Below are 23,944 nucleotides of genomic sequence, written 5' to 3' on the forward strand. Positions count from 1 at the left end.
CAATTGAGGATCAAATAAAAAAAACAGCTTAAGACTTAACTTTTTTGTGTCCAAATTATTGACTCAAATCCAACTTTTGTTAATAAGAGTAAGTTAACTATATACATGAAGTATTGTACTTATAATGAATATAAAAACGACCAATATTGTATTGGTCGTTTTTCACAAGATGAACCTACTTGTTCAGATGTCTTTAAGTATTATATGTTTCTCTACTTTATTCATCTAAAATGATAAAGGTATACTTATTTCACTTTCACATTAGTTTCATTCACTCTATTTTTTCTAATAGAGTTTGCTGTATTCCATGTTTGTTTTCCATTCCCAACCTCATAACATTTTTGTTATATGCGTTATAAAAAATATGCATTTCATTTATAAAAAAGCCTAATGTACCATAGAAGAGGATTAAGTTTCAAGAAATTAACTGGAGGTAATTAGTATGGTCAATCGTAATAAATTGTTTCTATTTGCACTTATACTAGCTGCATTTAACCTTAGGCCGGGTCTAACTTCAGTTAGCCCAGTATTACATGGAATAACGAAGGATCTAGGTATGAGTTCTACTTTAGCTAGTTTGCTCACTTCCATTCCTTTGTTATGTTTTGGTTTTTGTTCGTTATTTGCTGGTCGTTTAGCAAATCGCTATCAACCAGAGAAGATGATTACTTTCGCTATAACTTGCATAGGTATTGCAACATTTCTAAGGGCCTTTACAAATTCTTCAATTTACCTGTTAATAACGGCTTTATTAATTGGTGCAGGAATTGGTGTTGTAAGCCCTTTGCTTTCTGGTTTTATTAAAAGTCATTTTCCAGACAAGGCAGCATCGATGATAGGCATATACTCTACTTCAATGGTAGTGGGTGCATCTATTTCTATTGGGCTAACAACACCACTTCAACACTGGTTCAATCATTCATGGAAAAATGGATTAGCATTTTGGAGTATTCTTGCTCTACTCGCTATTCCACTTTGGCTTATGGTAATAAAACAATCCCGTATTCCTGTAAGTAATTTTTCACAAAAGACGAAGGCTTCTTTACCATTAAAAAACAAAAAAGCCTGGCTATTAACTTCTTTTGTAGGGATTGTAACTCTTCTATTTTACTGTTTTGCAGCATGGCTACCAGCCATTGTAGAGGAAAAAGGGTGGACACCAGCATTTGGTGGTCTTGTAGGTACAATTGCTATGATTTCACAGCTACCAGCTACTCTTTTATTACCTAGTCTTTTAAAAGTGCTACCGAGCAGAAGGTTTTGGATTACAACCTTTACCTTAAGTATAATAATTGGTTTATCCCTTTTATGTTTTACAAACGTAACACCTATTGTTTCAAGTATATGTTTAGGAGTTGGTGCCGGTGGTCTTGTGTCGCTAACTTTGTTGTTACCATTAGATATGGCATCTTCCCCTCTAGAAGCAAGTACTTGGTCAGCAATGACTCAAGCAATTGGATATATGATTGGTGCAGTCGGCCCATTTATAATTGGATTTCTGCATGATTATTTAGGAAGTTTCGTTCTGACATTATATCTTCTTATAATTATAGGATTCATTGCCATCTTATTAGGGTGGAAAATCACCAAACCAGCTAAAGGTAAAACAGAGGGCTTACCTGTGAAATAAAAACCACGAAGTAAATCGTGGTTTTTATTTTAGCTTTTAAAAAAGCTAAACAACTTTCAAAGTATAGAATGATATTACTGTGTGCAGGAGAAGGTTTAGCCACATGAATACATTTGGTCAGATAAATAGTAGCGATTATATAGAATCACACATGGATACCGCCTACTAATAAAGACTTATATTACTCGATTATTAGCTTAAGACATATTTTTCACATTTCTGAGGTGACGTTATGGATTTACATGATTTAACAGGCCATCTTATTCATCGAACAGATGTAAGAGCAATGAATTATTTCAAGAAAAAGCTCAAACCTTATGGCATGACTCCAGTACGATGGAGCATCATTAGTGTTCTAGATTCTCAAAAAGGGATCACCCAAACAGAACTAGCAGAAGCAATTGATAAGAAACAAACAACTATTGTAGAAATGATTTATGCGATGGAGGAAAAAGGACTCTTAAAAAGAATATACAGTAAACGAGATCGTCGCTTACACTATCTATTTCTTACAGAAAAGGGGGAAGAGTTAAAGAAAATTCTTTCACCTTTAGTTGAAGACGCTCACCTCTTCATCACGCGTCAATTAAGTAATGAAGAAAATACTCAACTAAAGACATTGTTAAACAAGGTATATAACGGTATACAATAAGCCGTGTTACTGAATATTCCTTATAAAGAGAAACCTTTTTTATAAGCATTCAATAAATACTCTTCCTAGCCACTACCATTCATAAATAGTAGAAATAAAAAAGACAGCCACTTTTTGAATCAAACAGCTGTCTTTTTTATATGCACTAAATAGCAACACATGTTTATTTAAGTACTATTTAAGCATCTTCTTGAGCAAAAAGGGTACGAGCTGTTTGGATAAAAGCATCTGTCGCTTTGGATATATCTTTCATATCTAGCACTGCTATATTGATATCTCTATACGTATCTGGTTTTAACTCACGAACAACAACTTGGTCTGGCAACCACCAAATATTTTGTTTTGTTGTAATGGTAATTCCTAACCCTTCTTGTATCATACTTAATCCTGTCTCTATATAATCCATCTCAAACCGTACTTTAGGAGTCAAGTTATACTCGTTGAATAGAGCATGAATCTGTACCTCATAACCGCATTTTCCAATTAGTATATCTTCACCTTGTAGGTCAGGAATACTTATTGTTTCTTTCTGAGATAAAGGATGGCTTGAGTGCATAAGTACAATCAGTTGATCTTTAATTAAAGGTAAGGTATCAAAATCTTTATCAGGAGGAATGATAATTCCTACATCAATGCATCTGGAACGTAACCACTCTTTTACTTGATCTACACTACCTTCCGAAAGCTTGATTTCTATACCAGGATACTGACTTTCCATTGCACGTATGATCTTAGGAATAAACCTAGTACAAGCAGTTCGGTAAGCGCCAATGTGTACCTTTCCAATTTCTAACCCCTGTTCAGCCACAATTAATTCATCTACTTTTTGTAATTCACTCAGGATTGTTCTAAAAGTAATTAATATTCTCTCTCCTACATCTGTAAAAGATATTCCATTCTTCTTATCTCTTTTAATTAACTTCGTTCCTAATTCCGATTCAATTGTTGCAACGGTACGACTTACCGCAGGTTGTGTCATATGTAGCTCTTCACCGGCTTTTGTAAAACTTCCTGTTTCTGATATCCGGACAATAAGTTCAATTTGTGATTTGTTCATATCAATTTTGTTATCTCCTATATAATTAATATGCATTTCATTTGTATTAGAATCCAATGTATCATGAAAGAGAATTAAACTTCAAGAAATTAACCGAAGATAATTAGGATTAGCGATTGTAATAAATTATTTTCATTTGTGCTTATAGTACTGTTTTGAGGATTTTATTTTTAAAGTGCAGTTGGCTTTAGCAATACTATATAATCATCCATCAGGAAAATGAGATCTCTATAGTATACTTGCAACTATAATTTTAGCTTGTACTCATATGGGGTATCTAATTCATTCAGAAAAAGGGGTACTAACAATGGAGGATAACTCGAAGTTACAGCAGGCGACAAAAATATATAAAGCACTCGGTGAACCGACCCGATTAAAGATTGCTCGTTTGCTTGCTAATGAAGCAAATTTATGTTGTTCGGATATTGGGATAAAACTTGAATCAATTGCTGGATCAACTTTATCCCATCATTTAAAACAATTAACTGATTGCGGACTTCTGAGTACTTATAAAGAAGGCACATATATATACTACAGCCTAGACCGTGAGTTAATTGGAAAGTATGCTCCATATGTAATGGAGTAATTTCTCTTAGTTCTATATTTCTATACTTAAGGAAATATAGAACTAAGAGGTATGATTTTTCTTGTCTGGATTATGGCTAAATTGCTTGATAGGTATCCTCATCTAAATTCTGAGTATATCCATTACTAGTACTTTAGATAAAAAGGCTAAAGCAAATCATCTATCGTTATTATAAGCGCGTTAAATTCATGTTGTGTCACCTTTATAAAACATTTCTGAAGAAATTGTAAAGGTCCCTTTGTCTACGTGCAAAAATCAGCTCTTTACAGCTAATTTTTCAAACGCTCGGTTAATGTATGAACTTAAATCTGTATTTCTAGAAATACCAAAATATAAAACAAAAGGAGAATGAATAATGGCAATTAAGCCTGTTGATTTAAAGAAAGCATACCGTTTATTACAAGTAGGTCCAACAACCATGATTTCTGCTAAACACGATGGGATAGAAAATGTAATGGCAGCCGCTTGGGTCGGTCTGGTGGGAAATAATAAAGTGATGGCGTTTATCGGCAAACAAGCTTTCACACGTGAACTCGTTGAAAAGAGTGGTTATTTTGTAGTACATGTTCCAACTGTTAAACAAATGGAAACTGTCTTGTATGTTGGTGAGCACAGCTCTAAAGAAATAGACAATAAACTTGATAAGATCTCACTATTTTACCAAGAAGAGTTTGATTTACCACTAGTTGAAGGTTCCGCTGGCTGGCTAGTATGCAAGGTTCTTCCAAATTCTGAAAATGAACAAGAACATGATCTTTTCATGGGTGAAATTGTTGGTGCTTGGAGTGATGATCGAGTATTCAACAACGGACATTGGATTTTTGATGATGCTCCTGATGAATTGCGTACAATACACTATGTTGCTGGCGGTCAATTCTATGCTATTGGAAAAGGTACTAAATTTAATCACGGACCTGGTACAGACTAAATAAATCGGTAAAGAAAACTCTCACAGTCTCATTTTGGTTAGATGAAATGGCCAAAGAGGAAATGCTTTTGAGGATGGACTGAGTCTTAAGAACAAGTAAAAATCAGCCTTACAAAAAAAGTGGCCTTTCTCTAACGAGAAAGGCCGCCCATATTGTTTACTTATTTTGTTCGAGAGTTACATTTTCAACTACCACAGCTTTTTCAGAACCTGTAACTGAATTGGAACTTGTTCCTGTCTCCATTGTAAAGGCCAGTATAACAACGGCTGTCAAAGCAAGTCCTCCAACAGCATAAGCAGCGTAACGCTTTAAGCTCTTTACAGTTAATTTTTCAAACGCTCGGTTAATTTGCAAGATGTCAGTAGAGTATAAAAAGTCAGCTTCTTAATTCATGGTTAATGCCTGCATCATAGAAAAATTGTTAATACTGCTTTTTGATTAATTTTCTTTTAAATGATACCCTTTGAACTCGTAACCGTACACGCTCGTCAACTCTACAAAGCTCTTATAGGAATAAGTGATAGCAACCGGTGTGCCTACTTGGACTTTATCATAAAGCTTTTCGATGTCTGCATTATGCATTCTTACGCACCCTTGACTCACATATTTTCCAATGCTACTTTCATTGTTATTGCCGTGAATACCGTATGTATCACCATACGTACCGTTTGCATTTAATCCTAACCACCTTTTTCCTAATGGGTTGCGAGGGTCGCCCCCAGGAATATGTCCTGTATAGTAAGGACGGTTTTTAATTTTGTTTACCACTTTAAAGAAGCCAACAGGTGTTTTATCCCATGTTTTTCCCGTTGCTACTGGATCAAACATTTCAATATAGCCATTGTGAAAATAGGCAAGCTTGTTGTAGTACTTGTTAATAATATCAAATCTTGATTCGTAGGCTTGCTTGCTGCTTCTGTTTTCACCTGATTTACTCCACATAATGCGACCATTAATAAGGTAAGAACGGTCATTGATTTCATGAAAATGTTCTTCATAAAAACTCTCCTCTTTTTTATATTTTTATAAGAAACAAAAAAGCACCTTTCAATTAGAAAGATGCTTTCTCGTCACCATCATTTATAAATAAAACCCTAGTTAATCGATTATTTTTTAAGTGAGGCTTTTCTTCTATTATGATTTTTGGTTATTTAAGCTTGAAAATAGTCCGTTTAGTTCTAACGATTGTAGGAGAAAATGTGTTAAAATATTCCGGAAAAAGGAGTGGTGAACCATGGAAAAAGTAGTAAAAGCGATTCAAGACGAGTATCCGGATGATTTTGCACGGTGTTACGGCTGCGGCCGATTAAATCAAGAAGGCTATCATTTTCGGACAGGGTGGTTAGAAGAAAAAACCATTACCCTTTATACACCTAAGCCTGAACATACAGCCATACCAGGATTTGTTTATGGCGGACTTCTTGCATCACTGATTGACTGCCATGGAACAGGCTCTGCATCTCTTGCTCTATATCGTAAAAATGGCTACGAAATAGGAGATTCAGCAGAGCCGCCGCGATTTGTTACCGGTTCTCTCCACCTAGATTTTAAAAAACCAACGCCGCAGGGTGAAGTACTAAAAGCAATAGGAACGGTTGAAGAAATTCACCCGAAGAAATGGAGAGTTAAAACAGAAGTATACGCAAGCGACATCATTGTTGCGACCGGAGAAGTTGTGGCAGTTGTTATGCCAAGTACGTTTAAACGCAAAGAAGACTAAAAATGCAAAACAGTTACATAAAAAGGGAGGAAAAGGGATGGGTAAATGTAATTTAGACCACTCGGTAGAAGATGTCCAACAGAAGTTTAACTCGCAGTCACAATGGCTGCCAGAAGATATTCGCTCTTTATTTCATGAGTTTCTCGTACGAAATCCTTCGCAAACAACATTAAACGAGATGTTTCACTTGCTGAAGAAATATGATTTGGTTGATGAACAAGAAAGAAAAGAGCGAGATCGAAAAATCAAATGGCTGATATTAAATAAAGAAGATACGAAGGCTTAATTTTTTAAGTGACATAGATTTAGCCAATTGAAGGTATTTGAAACATTGATAAACGAGATTAAGATATAACTACATTAACCCAATCTAAAGACGAACAAATTGAATACATGAGCTAGTATCGACTGCTTGTTACACCGCAGTTGATTTCCGTGCAAGACTTAGCTTTCCGCGGGCGGCCGGTAAGCCTCCTCGTCGCATACGCTCCTGCGGGGTCTCACCTGTTCCGCTTTCCCGCAGGAGTCTTCGTCTTGCCCTCCAATCAACAACTAGAAGCAACTACATACAGTAAACCTGCGTTTACGACCACAATGAAAAAATCCGAACGAGGTCGATTCTCCATCAAGAATCTCGCTTCATCGTTCGGATCTTTCTTCAAATAAAATACTTTTACCCCAGCCTCTTTTTAACGAGGTTAAAAGTAATCACCACCACTTAAACCCGTCGTCTTCTAACAAATGATTTGAAGCTGCTGGTCCCATCGTACCCGCAGGATAAAAATGAAGAGGAAAGCGTTCATCATTAAAAACTTCTAAAATAGGTTGCACCCATTTCCAAGATAATTCAACTTCTTCCCAATGAGCAAAAAATGTGGAGTCTCCCTGTAAAGCATCAACTAACAGCAGTTCATAAGCTTCGGGTACTTCTTTTTGATTTGTTGAGAAATTGATAAAAATAGGTTCGATTTTATTGTCATTCAAAGGGTTTTTGCTGTTTAATTGCAGTGATATACCTTCATTTGGGCTTATTTCGACAACCAAAAGGTTGGGAATAACTTCTTCATCTGTATAAACATCCTTTAAAGGATGTTTAAATTCAATGACGATACGCGTGCATTTTTTACTCATTCTTTTTCCTGTGCGAAGATAGAAAGGTACTCCTTTCCAAAGCTCATGATCAATCCATACCCGCACTGCTATAAATGTGTCATTAACGGAAGCAGCATTGATGCCGCGCTCATCTTTATATCCTATAACGGAACGATTTTGGATTTTTCCCGCTTCGTATTGACCTCTTATGACGTTCGAATGGATAAACTCTTTTTGTAGAGGGCGAAGGCTTTTCATAATTTTTATCTTTTGTTGGCGAGTCTTTGCGATGTTAAGTGTCTTTGGCAGCTGCATGGCAGTCATCATAAGCATTTGAAGCATATGGTTTTGGAACATATCCCTAATTGCACCAGACTGATCATAGTAAGGCGCTCTTTCTTCTACACCAACTGTTTCACTAGCTGTAATTTGAACATTTGCAACGTAGTGATGGTTCCATAGTGCTTGTAAAATAGGGTTTGCAGATGCTAGAGCCTCCAAATTTTGAATCATGGGTTTTCCCAGATAGTGGTCGATACGATAAATCTCTTCTTCATTGAACGTTTCAGTAAGCTTTTGATTTAACACTTGAGCAGATTGTAAATCGTGTCCGAAAGGCTTTTCGATAATAAGACGTTTCCAGCCTTTTGTAGATCCCAATCCGCCGCTATTTATATTTGAAGCAATAACGTCTACAAATTCAGGAGCCACTGATAAATAGAAAAGACGATTTTCAGGAATATTTAATTCTGCTTCGCCTTCTTGAATAGCATGCAGCAACTGTTCATATCCATCACTATTGGTAACATCCATTTTATGATAGCGAACTGTCTTAAGAAATTCTCTTATCCTGGATTCACCTTGTCTAAAGCGCCTTGAAAAAGTCTTTACTGATTCTTCTACATATATTTGAAAGGCATCATCAGACCAGTTGCTTCTATCCGTACCAACAATAGAAAAGGAAGAAGGAAGCTTTTTATCTAAAAATAAATTATATAACGCAGGAAAAATTTTTCTTTTAGCTAAATCTCCTGTTGCTCCAAATAAGATAAAGGTCATGGAATCCACTTCTGACGCTTGTGGTGAATGAGACTTGAGACAATTATCACGTGAACGAGCTACACTGCCCAATTGATCTCCTCCTTTATTTTAACGGTCTAGTGCAGTGAATATAGTCTTTTATCACCTTTACAGATTACAGTATAGCAGGTACAATTTTCCTTTATAAGTAGACACTTTATTTTCATATAGTGTCTAAAACTATACTATTACGCATAAAAAGGGAGGAAAAAGGATTGAGCAGACTCTTTAGCAAAACGTTTAACTGTGAAAAGGAATTAACGTTAACGATCATTGGTGGAAAGTGGAAAATGTTGATTATGTGGCACCTAGGAAAAGAAGGGACGAAACGATTTGGGGAGTTGAAGTCCATGATGCCGGGAATTACTCAGCGAATGTTAGTAAGTCAGCTGCGAGAATTAGAAGAAGATCAAATCGTTCACCGAAAAGTCTATCCGGTTGTCCCTCCAAAAGTTGAATATTCCTTGACTGAACACGGGAGAAGCTTGATGCCTATCCTTAAGAGCATGGATGAGTGGGGAAAAAATTATATGGAAACCGTTATAGAGCCTGAAATGAATAATTCCAGCCATATGGGTTAAAATCTTTGGTTGAAAAGGATAAAACTGCCCTTATTATTCAGAATTTTCTATAAATAAAAATGATACGCTGCATTGAAGCGTCCATAGTATATTTTTAGTGACTATATGTTTTAAAAGTGCCTACTTTTTTTTTGAAAGTAACGGTTTTACAATGAATTCATGCTAGACAACCCTATTTAATGAAGGAGTGAAGTCAGTATGGAACTTCAATTAGCATTGGATCTTGTAAATATTTCAGAGGCAAAAGAAGTAGTGCAGGAGGTTCAAGAGTATATCGATATTGTAGAAATTGGAACTCCAGTTGTGATTAACGAAGGGCTAAAAGCAGTCAAAGAAATCAAGGAAGCCTTTCCGTCTTTAAAGGTATTAGCTGATTTGAAAATTATGGATGCAGGTGCTTATGAAGTAATGAAAGCTTCTGAAGCGGGGGCTAGTATTATTACCATTCTTGGCGCTACTGATGATTCGACTATAAAAGGCGCTGTAGAAGAGGCCAAAAAACAAGGAACACAAATTCTTGTTGATATGATTAATGTAAAAAACCTTGAACAACGTGCAAAAGAAGTCGATGCACTCGGTGTTGACTATATTTGTGTACACACAGGGTATGATCTTCAAGCTGAAGGAGAAACCCCGTTCGAGCAGCTTCAAACGATTAAACGAGTTGTGAAAAATGCAAAAACAGCGGTGGCAGGGGGCATTAAACTGAATACACTTCCTGAAGTTGTGCAGTCACAGCCGGACCTTGTGATTGTAGGCGGGGGGATTACAAGTGAAAAAGACAAAAGAAACGTTGCAGAAGAAATGAAAAAAGTAGTCAAACAAGCAACTTTGGTCTAAAAATAAGCAAAAGTATTTAGACCTTCAAAATTAATTAAGCGGTAAATGGTTGAAAAATAAGATAGCTAAGTTATTTTAGCTATCTTATTTCCGTCATTTTTAGTATAACCATTCATTGATAAGAGTCATTTTGATAGATAGATAGTTTCTTTAAAATTCGTTATTCGAAAGAAAAAGACGACGGTTTTTCTGGGATTTTAAAGTTAAGAAAGCGTTATCCGAACATTAGCAAAAGAAAGTGCAAAAAAAATCTATGTCACACTTTTTAACAAAATACTTTGAAAATTATGAATATTAAAAATATAATTAACTATCGACAATATTTAACATCTTTAAACCAAAAAAGGAGGGAGATATAAAGTGATGGAACATAAGAGGATAGTAGTGGTAGGAGCTGGAATTGTCGGGTGCAGCATTGCCTACTATTTAAGCAAAATGGGGCAAAGAAACATAACAGTGATTGAGCAAGGCCCTTTGTTTGAAACGGGAGGATCTACTTCTCACGCTCCGGGGCTTGTATTTCAGCTTAGCTTTTCAAAAATCCTTACAACACTAGCTTCTCAAACAGTCGAGACCTTTAAAGAGTTGAGTACAGATGAACAGCGCTCGTTTTATCCTGTCGGCAGTTTAGAAGTTGCCCGTACATCCGAGCGATTAGAAGACCTAAAGAGAAAGGCTGGTGTTGCTAGCTCATGGGGAATCGAAGCTTTTCTTCTTTCACCGCAAGAATGCGCAGAAAAAAATTCGCTGATTTGTCCTGAGCGTATTTGCGGAGGTCTCTATGTTCCGTCAGACGGTATTGCCAAACCTTTGCATGCCGTTGATAAAATGACTCGTTTTTCTAAGGAGTGCGGAGTAGAATTTTACGGTCATACAGAAGTGACGAATATTGAAGTGACAAATGGTCAAGTAAAAGCAGTGTACACGAGCGCTGGAAAATTTGAAGCAGATGTAATCGTGTGCTGTGCCGGATTTTGGGGACCTCGTATCGGAGAAATGGTCGGTGTAACGATTCCTCTTCAGCCAATGGCTCATCAATATGTGTTTACAAATGATTTACTTGAATTAAACGGAGAAACGGAAGAAGCGGCGACTCCTCTTATTCGAGATCAGGATAATGCAATTTATTTTCGTCAGGTAGACAAAGGGCTTGGGATTGGATCATATCAGCATGAACCGTTTCCAATCGAACTCAGTGACATTACAAAATACGGAGAAACAAAAGAAATGCCTTCTGTTAAACCTTTTACACCAAAAGATTTTGAAAAACCGTGGGAAGATTCAATGGAATTAATTCCGGCATTAAAACAAGGGGGGATAAAAAAAGGAATAAACGGCATTTTTTCTTTCACACCTGATGGGATGCCGCTGCTTGGCGAATCACAAGCAGTAGGGGGATTTTGGGTAGCCGAAGCCATATGGGTAACGCACTCTGCAGGTGTCGCTAGGCAAATGGCTGAATGGATGATGAATGGTGCACCGACTGTGGATTTGGAGCTATGCGATATTAATCGTTTCGATACGTATGCATGCAGCCCTGTTTATTACAAACAGCGGTCTATTGAAGAGTATGAAGAGGTTTATAGCATTCATCATCCATTTATGCAGCGAAAAGTATCGCGAAACATGCGCGTAAGTCCATTTTATATGCGTCAGCAAGAACTAAAAGCGTATTTTAACGAAAAAGCAGGGTGGGAGCAGCCGCAGTGGTATGAAGCTAACTATCCGCTTATATCCACGTATGAAAAGAAGATGGTAATAAGAAAGGGGTGGTCCGCTGAATATTGGTCACCGATTATCGAGGCTGAACAGTTGCATACTCGTCAGTACGCAGCGATTTACGATACAACGGCAGCAAAGAAAAGGTTGGAAATTAAAGGGGAAGGAGCTCTCCAGTTTTTACAGAAGCTAACGACAGGAAATATAGACATTACAGTAGGGCAAAGCATACGTACGTGTATGTTGCATGAGCGAGGCGGCATAAAAGATCAAATAACGGTTATTCGCAAAAATATATCCACTTTCTTGATTGTTTGTACGGGAGCTGTAGAAGCAAGCTGGATTCAAAAACACGTGCCTCAAAACGGTCAAGTTGTTTTTCAAGATGTAACGTCAGGGACATGCAGTATAGCATTAATTGGTCCTAAAGCTACAGGAGTAATGAAGTCCGTGGTTCAACGCTCAGACCTTAGCAGCACTTGGATTGAAGGACAAGCGAAAACGATGTTTATCGAAAATATTTTAGTTCTTGCTCTGCGTGATTCCTACGGGGGAATGGAGAGCTGGGAGTTGATTACGACTTCTGATCAAGGCCTGAATTTATGGGATTTATTAATTGAACAAGGACAGCCTTATCAGCTGATTGCCGCGGGAGACCGAGCTCTTGAAAATCTTCGGATTGAATCTTTTTCGTTAAAAAGCGGGAAAGACTTTTGGAGCGAGCATCATCCATATGAAGTTAACCTTCATAAAATGGTTGATTTAACAAAACCATTTTTTATTGGAAAAGAGGCATTGCTTGATCGTCAGCGAAAAGACTCTGATACAGTATTAGCGACGCTCATATTAGATGATCCTTCAGCGATAGTAATGGGATATGAACCGGTCTTTTATGGAAAAACAGCCCTCGGATTTGTGACAAGTGCCGGCTATTCATACAGCTTAGGAAAAGGAATTGTACACACTTTATTATCTCAAGCTGTACATGAAGAAATGGTTTTAGAAGTTGAATACTTTGGTCGGCGTTATAAAGCAACAATGATGAGACACTCCCCGGCAGTAGTTTAATTGATCAATCCAAAGACAGGAGGAATGCAGATGTCAACACATTATGATGTCATTATTATCGGATTAGGAGCTATGGGGAGTACGGCTGCTTATCAGCTCGCCAAAAAAGGTCAGCGGGTATTGGGGTTAGAACAATACGGTCCCGCTCATGACCTAGGATCGAGTCACGGCGGTTCTAGAATCATTCGACAGTCGTATTTTGAAGACCCCGCTTACGTTCCATTATTGCTTCGCGCTTATGAATTATGGAATGAAATTGAAAGAGAAAGCGGTCAAGAAATTCTTACGGTTACCGGTGGACTTATGATGGGACCTCCTGATAGCTTGACGGTTTCTGGAAGCATCGAAAGCTCTAAACAGTGGAATCTTGCGTATGAGATTCTAGAAGCAAAGGATATTTACAAACGGTTTCCGGCGTTTACACCTTCACCTGCTACGGTTGCTCTATATGAAGAAAGAGCTGGATTCGTCAGGCCGGAAGCGAGCGTATATACTCACCTTCTTCAAGCAGAAAAGTACGGAGCTGAGCTTCATTTTTTTGAAGAAGTGATGTCGTGGGAAGCTCACCCTTCTGGTGAAGGCGTGCGTGTTGTAACAGCTAATGGAATATATGAAGCTGGAAAAATCATTATTTCTGCAGGCGCTTGGGCACCCGATTTATTACGGGATTTAGGTGTTAGCTTACAAGTAGAGCGTCATGTGCAAATGTTTTTTGAACCAACACAAGGAATAGATATTTTTTCAGTGGGAAAACAGCCGATTTATATTTGGGAAGCAGATGATTATGTACAGTTGTATGGGTTCCCTTCGTTTGGATTAAAGGCTGAAGGAGCAAAAGTGGCGTTTTTCCGAAAAGGAACAGCGTGTACGCCGGAAACGATTGATCGAAATATATATGAAGACGAAGTGGACATGATGCGGCACTATCTAGCTCAAGGTATTCCACAGCTTAATGGTCGATTTTTACAAGGGAAAACGTGCATGTATACCAATACACCAGATGAGCATTTTGTCATTTCACTGCATCCTGAATATCCTCAAGTAGCGATTGCAGCGGGATTTTCTGGACATGGATTTAAGTTTGCAAGCGTAGTAGGAGAGATTTTAGCAGATTTAGTGATAGAGGGAAAAACCAATCACCCAATTGATTTGTTTACTCCGCAGCGATTTGCGGCGAATAAAATAGTATAAATCGTCGTCAGCTCTTGCGAATGGTTCTATTTAAATGTTGCTAAAGAAGCGAAGGAGGAATAGTAGATGGTTATGGAACATGGTTTAGTGAATGATAATGGGAGACTTGAGCCAACGTTGAAAGGAGAGCTGTATACATCTTCGGACATTTTTAAGTTAGAAAAAGATCGTATATTTTCTAAATCATGGAGTTTAGTTGCATTTGAATACGAAGTAGCAGAGCCAGGACAATATATTACGACGAGAGTTGAAGACGAAAATATTTTAATTACTAGAGGAAAAGATCACGTGCTGCGTGGATTCTTGAACGTATGTCGGCATCGAGGAGCTAAGCTGTGCAGCCAGGCATCCGGTAAAGCAGGTGTCATTCGCTGTCCATATCATTCGTGGAGCTATAGCTTAGATGGTGATTTAGTAGGTGTTCCTAACACCAGCCACTGTCGAGAGGAACTCGTGCATAATGAAAATTATGGACTAACATCCGTTCACATTGAAGTGTGGCACGGCATGGTTTGGGTTAATTTATCTGACAATCCTATGTCTGTTGAATACCAGCTAGACGCACAAATTTTTGATCGTTTTGGAGAACTTTATACGTTTACTAGATATGAAATTCAAAACTTGAAATCTGCTCACCGTGAAGAATATGAAGTTGAGGCAAACTGGAAGCTTATTGTAGAAAACTTTCAAGAGTGTTATCACTGTTCCTCTATTCACCCTGAACTTACGGCAACGCTGCCTGAATTTCGTTCGGGAGTCGGCACTCAAAGTTCCGTGGGAGGCGGAGCTAAGTTTGGGGAAGAATTAGAAGCTTTTTCAATCAGCGGGAAAGGAAGCCGCCCTATGTTAAAAGGATTGCTTCCTGAAGATGACCGCACGTATTTTGGCATTACCGTTCTGCCGCTTGTATTTATCAATTTAACACCGGATCACGTTATTATTCATCGTATTATTCCAATTAGTGAGGAAAAGTCTAAAGTGATTTGTGAATGGTTATTCGACCCGGAGGAAATGGCTAAGCCTGATTTTGACCCAAAAGATGCTGTGGAATTATTTCACCGCGTGAATTTACAAGACTTTGAAGCGTGTGAGTGGTGTCAAGAAAATATGAGCTCAAAATCTTACAAAGAAGGAGGTATTTTAGTACCTATCGAACAGCACGTTTCTCATTTTTACAATTATGTATTGGAAGCAATCGGTATGAAGGTCGAATAGTAAGTAGAAGTGGTCTGACACGTTACTTTGAGGTGTCAGACCACCTCTAACAATCTACTTTAAAATAAGGGGGAAATAAATTGAGTACAAGCTCTAAACTAACAGAACCCATTATCCGAGTTACCGATGTTTCAAAAGTATTTGGTCGCCAAAAAGAACAGGCTCTTAAGCTGCGAGAAGCTGGACAAAGTAAATATGAAGTCGAACAAGCTACTAAGACAACCGTTGCTATTTACAATGCTCATTTCGAAGTGAAAAAGGGAGAAACCTTTGTGTTAATTGGATTATCAGGAAGCGGGAAATCTACTTTACTTCGATGCTTGAACGGGCTTGTAGAACCGACAGAAGGGACGGTATATCTAGAAAACACAGATATTTCTCATATGCCAAAAAGACAGCTTCAGGAAGTCCGGAGAAATAAAATTGGGATGGTCTTTCAAAATGTGGGCCTCCTTCCAAACCGCACTGTGATTGACAACATTACGTTTGGTCTAGAGATACAGGGTGTATCAGCAAACGAAAGAGAAAAGCGAGGGAAAAAGGCGCTTGAAATGGTGGGCTTAAATGGACAAGCTTATAAAAGAATTTATGAATTATCAGGAGGTATGCAGCAGCGGGTTGGACTAGCCAGAGCTCTTGCTTCTGAACAGGAGATTTTGCTGATGGATGAGCCTTTTTCAGCTTTAGATCCGCTTATTCGAAGAGATATGCAAAAGCTATTTCTTGATATTCAGGGAGAAGTACAAAAAACAGTTATTTTTGTGACGCATGATTTGGATGAAGCATTAACTTTAGGCCACCGGGCTGCCGTGATGAAAGACGGGGAAATTGTACAGCTTGGAACCGCTGAAGATATTTTAAGTCAACCGGCAACTGATTATGTAAAGCTGCTTGTTCAAGACGTTAATTACGGCAAAATTCGCCTTGCTAAAGACGCGGTGATTCCGGTAGAAACGGCTGCCTATGAGTATGAATCACCGCAAGTCGTATTAAGAAGAATGAGAACCAATCATTTATCTACTATTTTTGTTCTTGATAGCGCTGATCGCTTATTGGGTTTAATGAGCATTTATACAGTGATGGAGCTGATAGAAGCTCATAAGCATGATTTAAAAGGAAAAGAAATGACACAGCCGCATTGTGTTAATCCTGATATGTCTTTACAAGAAATGATTCCTCTATTTACAGACAGTCATTCGCCTGTAGTCATTGTTGATAACTATCATCGCCTACAAGGTATGATTTCCCCAAGCACTCTTATTGCAAATCTCACTGAACGTACTTCAGTGACCGAGCAACAAGAAGTTAAGTCATATCAAATGGAGGTCCGATAAATATGATGGTAAATTCCGCGACGATTCCTCGCATCCCTTTAGATAAATGGGCAAATTCATTTGTTGATTACATGATTGATAGTTTTTCAGGTGTATTTACTGGAATCAACCAGATAATGACCAGCTTAATAAGCAGTCTCGAATGGGCATTGACGGCTTCTCCTCCACTAGTAACGGTCGTTGTTTTTGTTCTATTAGCGCTATGGTTAACAGATTGGAAGATAGCTGTGTTTACGTGTTTTGGTTTACTTCTTATTATTAGCTTGAATTTATGGGAAGCATCGATGCTGACCTTATCTCTCGTTTTAGCTTCTACTATTATCTCACTTCTATTTGGCGTTCCTTTAGGCATATTATCACATCGCTTTAACAAAGTTGGAGCAGTGATAAAGCCCATTCTTGATATTATGCAAACAATGCCTGCTTTTGTTTACTTAATTCCGTCCGTACTTTTATTTGGATTAGGGAATGTTACAGCTCTTATTGCTACTTTTATTTTCGCAATGCCGCCTGCGGTTCGTCTGACGCTGCTTGGACTTCAGCAAGTTCCCCAAACCACTTTAGAAGCAGCAGAAGCTTTTGGAGCGACGGAATGGCAAAAATTAATTAAAGTCCAGCTGCCGCTCGCTTTGCCTATGATTATGTCGGGTGTAAACCAGGTTATTATGCTATCTCTTTCGATGGTTGTTATTTCTTCAATGGTCGGTGCAGGTGGCTTGGGTGCTGAGGTATTAAGAAGCATCAGTATGTTGGATGTAGGCTTAGGATTTATCGGTGGGATTGCGGTTGTCATTATTGCTGTTATTTTAGATCGTCTGACGCACCTTTCTACTCAAAAAAGAAAAGGTATTCAATCAAGTAAATAAAATGAATAAAGGTGGGAGTATATGAAACAATCAAAAAAATTTTCTTTTATTATGCTAACAATCGTCATTATGCTGCTTGTCTCCGCATGTGGCAATAGCAATACAGCAAGCGGCACGACGACTAAAAAAGAAATTACAATTGGATACATACCATGGGACGAAGCCGTAGCTGTTACGTTTCTATGGAAGGAATTATTAGAGGGAAAAGGTTATAAAGTTAAAGCAGTTCAAAGCGACGTAGCTCCGCTTTTCTCAGGAGTTGCTCAAGGAAACATTGATTTATTTTTGGATGTATGGATGCCGACCACCCATAGTGCTTATATGAAAAGATTTGGAAAACAAGTTGACGTGCTCGGTACTTGGTATGATCAAGCAGATAGCGGATTGGCCGTTCCCGACTACGTAGACGCGCAGTCACTAGCTGATTTGAAAAATAAGAAAGATGAGTTTAACGGAAAGATTATTAGTATTGAACCAGGATCTGGAATAAACGGCCTTACTAAAGATCATGCGATGCCAACCTATGGGTTAACAGACTGGAATTTAGTAGAAAGCAGCACAGCCGCCATGTTATCGGAGTTAGATAAAGCCATTGCTAATAAAGAACCCATTGTTGTTACGTTATGGCGCCCCCACTGGGCTTTTGAAAAGTATAATCTCAGATACTTAAAAGATCCCAAAAATACGATGAATCCAACTGGACCTGAAAAAATACAGTCGATTAGCAAAAAGGCATTTAAAGAAGATTATCCAGAAGCAGCAAAGTGGCTGAAAGATTTTTCTATTAGTGCCGATCAACTAGCATCTTTAGAATCAGAAATTAACAGTGCAAAAGACGAAACAAAAGGTGTGAAAAACTGGATTTCTAAAAATAAAAAAGTGACGGAAAGCTGGGTAAAATAATAGATGGAAAAGAAAAGGCTGTCTCATAAATGAAGCTATTGACTTAGAGACTGTTTTTTTGGGGGAGAACTTTTTATCTGCAGTTTTTCTAACGGATTAAGTTCGGTAAAATCTCAATAAATGAAAGTTTTTTAACCTGATATGTAAATTAAAAAAATATATTTAAATTAAAAAAAGTGGCATTGCTTTCTATTATCCAAGTACAATTTAAATAATGAATGCTTTACGTTTCGCATGTAAGTATTTATTTATACCTATGTTGTCATAATTTATGTGATTCCCCAAAGCATAAATTACTTTTCATTACCTTATTGTGTACAAAAATATTGTAAGATAGGCTCATGCTTTTAACAGCATGGGCCTATTTTTATAGACAGCTTGAAAATAGGTATTTGCAAACTGGAAAATTAATCTTTCCCTCTTGTACAATAAATATTCTTCTGTACAAAAATAGAGTGTATAATAGGAATGTTGACTTGATAGGAAAAAGAGAGAGCCTTATCAAGCAAAGGAAGATGGAGTGGAGAGTGTGTACTGAAAGTGAAATTGTCCAGCAGCAAAAATAAACATGTTTTTCGAATGCTTCTAGAAGAATATCTAGAATGAAAGTAGGAACATTATGGAAAAGAAAATGAGGTTTGGCATCAAATCCAAAATTATTATTGGATATTTAATTGTTATTGTCTGTTTATTCATTGCATTTATTGTTTTAAACAGTCAAATTTCATCTTTGCAAAAAGAACGAAATTTTATCATTGATCATGATATTGAAGTGCATGATTTGACCAATCGAATTGAAAAACACCTGCTCGATATGGAAACCGGACAAAGGGGCTATATTATTACAGGAGAAGCGAGTTACTTAGAACCTTATAACAGCGCAGCATCAAGTTGGGAAAAAGATTATAATGCGCTGTATCAGCTTCTAAATAATAATCCAAATCAGCAGGAGAAACTGGAGAAGATTAAAGGAAGCATTCAAGACTGGATTGAAGCTGCTGGTGAACCGACCATTGCATTAAAAAAAGAAAATAATACAAAAGAGCTTCAGCAGTTTTTTGAGAAAGATCCTGGGCGCCAGTATATGGATGATATACGCAGCCAGTTTACTTCTTTTAGAAATGTAGAGAAAAAATCGACTGAAACAAGAGCAACAGAGTTAGACGAGAAAAATCAAAAAATAAAAATTGGACTTTACGGTTTGCTGTTATTTGTTACGCTTATTTCACTTGCTATCGCTATTGTTTTGTCCAATTCCATTGTGAATACGATTAAAGAAGTTACGCAAACGATCAAACGAATTACGGCTTCAAAAGGCGAGTTAAAAGGAAGAATTAAAGTTCGATCTAATGATGAAATTAAAGATTTAGGGATAGCCACGAACGCGTTGTTAGAAAATATTGAAGAGCGAAACTGGCTTCAAACGAACATTGCTCATGCTGTAACGATGTACCAAGGCATAGCATCTGTAGACAAGCTTGCGGAAAAATTTCTCTTTACGGTTTCAGAAATGACAGGAGCTTCTTTCGGAGCATTTTATGTTCGAGAGGAAAATGATAAAGGAGATCTATTCGTCAAACAAGCTGCTTTTGCAGATAGAAAAGGCGATGCGGGAAGAGAGAGCTTTTTGATAGGCCAAGGGCTCATTGGACAAGCTGCTTTAGAAAAAAGAACCCTTGTCATAAACGATGTACCTGACACGTACCAGCTCATTGCTTCAGGATTAGGAGATGTAAAACCTAAGAGTATTTTTATTGTGCCCGTCTTATTTGAAGATGAGGTAATTGCAGTTATCGAGCTGGCATCGCTGCACGAATTTACAGTTTTAGAGCAAGAACTTATTAGTCAAGTGATTGAAACGTTTGGTCTCACTATCAATGGTGTAATCAGACGGATGGAAATTGCCCGTCTATTAAAAGAATCTCAGGCGATGACAGAAGAGCTCCAGGCTCAGTCTGAAGAACTTCAAACACAATCAGAAGAACTGCAAATGCAGTCTGAAGAGCTGCGTATGATTAATGAACAGCTAGAAGAAAGAACGAAAGATGCAGAAGAAAAATCGTTTGAATTAGAGGCTGCAAAAGAAGATTTAGAAGAAAAAGCGCATCAGCTGGAATTGAATTCTCAATACAAATCTGAATTCCTTGCTAATATGTCGCACGAGCTTCGAACACCGCTTAACAGCATTCTTATTTTGTCTGAAATGCTTGAGGAAAACGCGGCTAAAACGCTATCTGAAGATGAAGAAGAATATGCTCGTATTATCCATTCTTCAGGAAAAGACTTGTTGGCATTAATCAACGATATCTTGGATTTATCAAAAGTAGAGTCTGGAAAACTAGATGTCTTGCTTGCTGAGATGAATATGAGTGAGCTTCCAGATCAAATTGAACGTAATTTCAGCCACGTTGCTGAACAGAAAGAAGTAAAATTAAAAATTAATAAAGCACAAGATGTACCGGACATCATTCACACGGATGAAAAGAGATTCCAGCAAATTGTGAAAAATCTTTTATCAAATGCATTTAAATTTACGGAATCGGGATCTGTCACAGTATCTATTCAACAAGTAGCTGACCATCGTCTTACAACAGCTATGCGTACAGTCGATACGGATTGCTGGCTAGAAATAGCTGTAGCTGATACAGGGATTGGTATACCAAAAGAAAAGCATCAGCTTATCTTTGAAGCGTTTCAGCAGGCCGATGGAGCTACGGTTCGCAAGTACGGAGGAACGGGACTTGGCTTATCTATTTGCAGTGAGTTTGCAAAATTATTGGGCGGCTGGATTTCCCTAAGCAGTGAAGTAGGAAAAGGAAGTACGTTTACACTCTATCTTCCTAGTCTCTCTAACGGTCTTGTTGACTATGAAAAAGTAAATTTTGCATATGAAGAAGTAGCAGTATCTGTAGAAGAAGCTGTAGAAGAAGCTAAACCTGAAGCAGAAATAACTGAAGTTGATCATCCTGTACAACCAGTTGAACCTTCATTACAAGATGATGAAAATGTATTTCAGGATAAGCGAGTGCTCATCGTAGATGATGACCAGCGCAACATCTTTGCCTTAAAAACTGCGCTAGCTAAACAAGGTATGACCATTATGACAGCTCATAACGGAATAGAGTGTCTTGAAATGATGAAGAATAGTGAACCATTTGATCTCATTTTAATGGATATTATGATGCCGCAAATGGACGGATATGAAGCGATGCAGAAAATTAGAGGAGAGCTAAAGCTTGTTGATTTGCCTATTATTGCATTAACCGCTAAAGCGATGAAAAATGATCGTGAAAAATGCTTGGAAGCTGGAGCATCAGATTATATCAGCAAACCTTTAGATTTAAATCAGCTGTTCTCCGTTATGCGTGTATGGCTAGTAAATTAAGCGGGGTATGAAACATAAATGGATATGAAGCACCTAGATTTAAGTGAAGACTTAGTTATGAATAAAAAAACAGATTTGGAGATTGATTTACTGCTGACGGCTATTTATCGATTAACAGGATTCGATTTCAGACAGTACGCTAAATCTTCTATCTGTCGCCGGGTCTATAATCGAATGAAAATTGAACGTATTCCAACTGTGTCTCGATTGCTAGAAAAAGCGATTCACGAAGAAGAATTTATGAATCAGCTTTTAAATGATTTTTCGATAAATGTAACAGAGATGTTTCGCGATCCAAGCTTTTTTAAAGCATTTCGCACAAAAGTGATTCCGGTATTAAAGGATTATCCGGAAATTCGCATTTGGCACGCTGGCTGTGCAACGGGCGAAGAGGTATTTTCTATGGCGATTCTTTTAGAAGAAGAAGGGTTAATGGATAAAACGGTCATTTACGCAACCGATATGAACGAAGATGTATTAGAAAAAGCAAAACAAGGTGCCTTTTCTTTACGTAAAATGAAGTCATATACAAAAAATTATATTCAAGCCGGTGGAAAGAACGCCTTCTCAGAATATTATCAGACGGATCATCACTATGCATATTTTCATCCGTCGCTGTTAAAAAATATTATCTTTGCTCAGCATAATTTAGTCACGGATCAGTCATTTAATGAATTTCACGTCATCATTTGCCGAAACGTCCTTATTTATTTTACAGCTCAGCTGCAAAATCAAGTGTATAATTTATTTTCAGAAAGCCTGTGTGCAAAAGGATTTCTTGGGCTTGGTGATAAAGAAACGCTTCGCTTTGCTGAAGGAGCAGCTTCTTATATCGAGTTTGCAGGGAACGAGCGCATTTATCAAAAGCAATAAAAAAAGACCTCATTTATGAGGTCTTTTTTTATTGTGCTTGGGCTTGAATCATAAGCACGCACATATCATCAGGCTGATTTAACTTTTGTTCTTCTGAAAAAATTTCATTCATAAATGTCTGCGGATTTGTCCATTTTTGTTCAGTAAGCTTTTGAAGACGAAGGGCAGATTCATTTTCGCAAGGGCCCATTGATTCAAGAGCTCCGTCTGTAAATAGCAAAATTTGCACATCGTTCTCAAAGCTGACAACAGATTTCTGAACGTCCATTTCTTCAAAAAACCCTACAGGGCAGCTTCCTCGTTGAAGAGGAACAAGCGTATGTTCATCCACTAACATATAACCTTCTGGATGCCCGGCATTCACATATTCTACTGTCTTAGCTTCCATATCAATCACTAAATAAATAGCAGTGAAATAGTAAGGGATTTCATCTTTTTCGCTGTGCAATAATTCCATGTAGCGATTCAGCTCTGTAATAACCTGCTCAGGGTCTACGAGAGACTTGATAGCTTCTCTGAGCACAGACGAAATAAACATACAAACAAGCGAGGCAGAGATGCCGTGCCCCATCATATCAAAAAGGATAATCCCGTACCGGTGCTCATCAATTTTGTGCCAATAGTACATATCACCCGCTAATTTAAAAGAAGGATAATATGAAACTTCCATTTGAATATCTTTCTCTCGTAAAGGGGGACTGAGTAAGTTTTGCTGTACGTGCGTAGCTAAATCTAACTCAGTTTGAATTTTCTTTTCATGTTCCGTGTGCCAGTCAATTTCTGCTTTAAGACGTAAGGCTACCCGCATACGAGCCAGCAGTTCCACTTTATTGATCGGCTTTGTAACGTAATCTGTTCCGCCGGCGTCTAGAGCTTCTACTAATTTGCTGCTGTCTTCTAGGGCTGTGACAAAGATAATTGGAATATGTTTTAAGCGTTCTACCTGTTGAATTCGCCTGCAGGCTTCGATTCCATCAATTTCGGGCATCATAATATCAAGTAAAATCAAATCGACCGAATTCGTTTTTGAGTTCTCATCGTCCAGGTTAAGATAGTCAAAAAGGGCATGGGCAGACGTAAGAGACACACAGTTATCGTAGCCAGCGCCTTTTAAAATTTTTTCAATCACAAATAGATTGACTTGATTGTCATCTACTAGAAGAATGGTCATGCTTTATTTCCCCTTATTATGTTTGAAGACTAATGATTGAGTATGTAGTTTT

Annotated in this window: 21 protein-coding genes; 16 read left to right on the plus strand and 5 right to left on the minus strand. The window is 37.8% G+C overall.

Going from position 1 to position 23,944, the window contains the following annotated elements; translation table 11 throughout:
- Nucleotides 1-442: 442 nt before the first annotated feature.
- Nucleotides 443-1,630 carry an MFS transporter gene (locus ACFX4E_RS21905; RefSeq protein ID WP_377238438.1) on the plus strand — a complete coding sequence of 396 codons (1,188 nt, stop codon included), beginning with the start codon at nucleotides 443-445 and terminating at the stop codon, nucleotides 1,628-1,630.
- Between the two features lie 232 nt (nucleotides 1,631-1,862).
- The gene (locus ACFX4E_RS21910; RefSeq protein WP_028408085.1) at nucleotides 1,863-2,282 is read left to right on the plus strand and encodes a MarR family winged helix-turn-helix transcriptional regulator; all 420 of its coding nucleotides are present in this window, start codon (nucleotides 1,863-1,865) and stop codon (nucleotides 2,280-2,282) included.
- A gap of 178 nt (nucleotides 2,283-2,460) precedes the next feature.
- Here the strand turns inward: ACFX4E_RS21910 and ACFX4E_RS21915 are convergent, their stop codons facing one another.
- Nucleotides 2,461-3,339, minus strand: a complete 879-nt coding sequence (locus ACFX4E_RS21915) for a LysR family transcriptional regulator (RefSeq protein WP_057241905.1) — start codon at nucleotides 3,337-3,339, stop codon at nucleotides 2,461-2,463.
- A 307-nt stretch (nucleotides 3,340-3,646) separates the two neighbouring features.
- On the opposite strand from ACFX4E_RS21915, the gene ACFX4E_RS21920 reads away from it, so the two are divergent.
- Nucleotides 3,647-3,925 carry an ArsR/SmtB family transcription factor gene (locus ACFX4E_RS21920; RefSeq protein ID WP_098622546.1) on the plus strand — a complete coding sequence of 93 codons (279 nt, stop codon included), beginning with the start codon at nucleotides 3,647-3,649 and terminating at the stop codon, nucleotides 3,923-3,925.
- A 355-nt stretch (nucleotides 3,926-4,280) separates the two neighbouring features.
- A complete protein-coding gene (locus tag ACFX4E_RS21925; protein WP_025753556.1) occupies nucleotides 4,281-4,853 on the plus strand; it encodes a flavin reductase family protein in 573 nt (190 codons plus the stop codon).
- A gap of 439 nt (nucleotides 4,854-5,292) precedes the next feature.
- Here ACFX4E_RS21925 and ACFX4E_RS21930 read toward each other — a convergent pair whose 3' ends face one another.
- Entirely contained in the window at nucleotides 5,293-5,796 is a 504-nt protein-coding gene (locus ACFX4E_RS21930) for a L,D-transpeptidase (RefSeq protein ID WP_051421052.1), read from the minus strand.
- Nucleotides 5,797-6,088: 292 nt separating this feature from the next.
- Here ACFX4E_RS21930 and ACFX4E_RS21935 point away from each other — a divergent pair, with 292 nt between their 5' ends.
- On the plus strand, nucleotides 6,089-6,574 hold the full coding sequence (locus ACFX4E_RS21935; protein WP_377238439.1) for a PaaI family thioesterase: 486 nt from the start codon (nucleotides 6,089-6,091) through the stop codon (nucleotides 6,572-6,574).
- A 37-nt stretch (nucleotides 6,575-6,611) separates the two neighbouring features.
- Nucleotides 6,612-6,860, plus strand: a complete 249-nt coding sequence (locus ACFX4E_RS21940; RefSeq protein ID WP_028408089.1) for a hypothetical protein — start codon at nucleotides 6,612-6,614, stop codon at nucleotides 6,858-6,860.
- A 129-nt stretch (nucleotides 6,861-6,989) separates the two neighbouring features.
- Here ACFX4E_RS21940 and ACFX4E_RS21945 read toward each other — a convergent pair whose 3' ends face one another.
- Complete coding sequence (locus tag ACFX4E_RS21945; protein WP_155920413.1) at nucleotides 6,990-7,136, minus strand: hypothetical protein; 147 nt, start codon at nucleotides 7,134-7,136, stop codon at nucleotides 6,990-6,992.
- Nucleotides 7,137-7,282: 146 nt separating this feature from the next.
- The gene (zwf, locus tag ACFX4E_RS21950; RefSeq protein WP_098525815.1) at nucleotides 7,283-8,797 is read right to left on the minus strand and encodes a glucose-6-phosphate dehydrogenase; all 1,515 of its coding nucleotides are present in this window, start codon (nucleotides 8,795-8,797) and stop codon (nucleotides 7,283-7,285) included.
- A 164-nt stretch (nucleotides 8,798-8,961) separates the two neighbouring features.
- Here zwf and hxlR point away from each other — a divergent pair, with 164 nt between their 5' ends.
- From hxlR to ACFX4E_RS22000, 10 genes are all read left to right on the plus strand, one after another.
- The gene (gene hxlR, locus ACFX4E_RS21955; RefSeq protein WP_028408091.1) at nucleotides 8,962-9,327 is read left to right on the plus strand and encodes a transcriptional activator HxlR; all 366 of its coding nucleotides are present in this window, start codon (nucleotides 8,962-8,964) and stop codon (nucleotides 9,325-9,327) included.
- A gap of 198 nt (nucleotides 9,328-9,525) precedes the next feature.
- Nucleotides 9,526-10,167: a 3-hexulose-6-phosphate synthase gene (gene hxlA / locus ACFX4E_RS21960; protein ID WP_013056245.1), complete on the plus strand. Its 642-nt coding sequence runs from the start codon at nucleotides 9,526-9,528 to the stop codon at nucleotides 10,165-10,167.
- 363 nt (nucleotides 10,168-10,530) lie between these two features.
- Nucleotides 10,531-12,954: a GcvT family protein gene (locus tag ACFX4E_RS21965; protein ID WP_377238507.1), complete on the plus strand. Its 2,424-nt coding sequence runs from the start codon at nucleotides 10,531-10,533 to the stop codon at nucleotides 12,952-12,954.
- A 30-nt stretch (nucleotides 12,955-12,984) separates the two neighbouring features.
- Nucleotides 12,985-14,145, plus strand: coding sequence for an N-methyl-L-tryptophan oxidase (solA, locus tag ACFX4E_RS21970; protein ID WP_050690700.1), 1,161 nt, complete (start codon nucleotides 12,985-12,987; stop codon nucleotides 14,143-14,145).
- 66 nt (nucleotides 14,146-14,211) lie between these two features.
- Nucleotides 14,212-15,360, plus strand: a complete 1,149-nt coding sequence (locus ACFX4E_RS21975) for an aromatic ring-hydroxylating oxygenase subunit alpha (RefSeq protein WP_377238440.1) — start codon at nucleotides 14,212-14,214, stop codon at nucleotides 15,358-15,360.
- An 80-nt stretch (nucleotides 15,361-15,440) separates the two neighbouring features.
- Nucleotides 15,441-16,694: a quaternary amine ABC transporter ATP-binding protein gene (locus ACFX4E_RS21980; protein WP_252124347.1), complete on the plus strand. Its 1,254-nt coding sequence runs from the start codon at nucleotides 15,441-15,443 to the stop codon at nucleotides 16,692-16,694.
- Between the two features lie 2 nt (nucleotides 16,695-16,696).
- On the plus strand, nucleotides 16,697-17,560 hold the full coding sequence (locus ACFX4E_RS21985) for an ABC transporter permease (protein ID WP_028408096.1): 864 nt from the start codon (nucleotides 16,697-16,699) through the stop codon (nucleotides 17,558-17,560).
- Nucleotides 17,561-17,581: 21 nt separating this feature from the next.
- Nucleotides 17,582-18,463: a glycine betaine ABC transporter substrate-binding protein gene (locus tag ACFX4E_RS21990; protein WP_377238441.1), complete on the plus strand. Its 882-nt coding sequence runs from the start codon at nucleotides 17,582-17,584 to the stop codon at nucleotides 18,461-18,463.
- A gap of 619 nt (nucleotides 18,464-19,082) precedes the next feature.
- On the plus strand, nucleotides 19,083-21,848 hold the full coding sequence (locus ACFX4E_RS21995; RefSeq protein WP_098333524.1) for a CHASE3 domain-containing protein: 2,766 nt from the start codon (nucleotides 19,083-19,085) through the stop codon (nucleotides 21,846-21,848).
- A gap of 18 nt (nucleotides 21,849-21,866) precedes the next feature.
- A complete protein-coding gene (locus ACFX4E_RS22000; RefSeq protein ID WP_013056253.1) occupies nucleotides 21,867-22,721 on the plus strand; it encodes a CheR family methyltransferase in 855 nt (284 codons plus the stop codon).
- Between the two features lie 28 nt (nucleotides 22,722-22,749).
- On the opposite strand, the gene ACFX4E_RS22005 is transcribed toward ACFX4E_RS22000, so the two are convergent.
- Nucleotides 22,750-23,892 (minus strand): SpoIIE family protein phosphatase, encoded by a 1,143-nt coding sequence (locus ACFX4E_RS22005; protein WP_377238442.1) that lies wholly within the window; start codon nucleotides 23,890-23,892, stop codon nucleotides 22,750-22,752.
- Nucleotides 23,893-23,944 lie beyond the last annotated feature (52 nt).

It is taken from the genome of Priestia sp. YIM B13491 (genome assembly GCF_042787605.1).
GTDB lineage: Bacteria > Bacillota > Bacilli > Bacillales > Bacillaceae_H > Priestia > Priestia megaterium_E.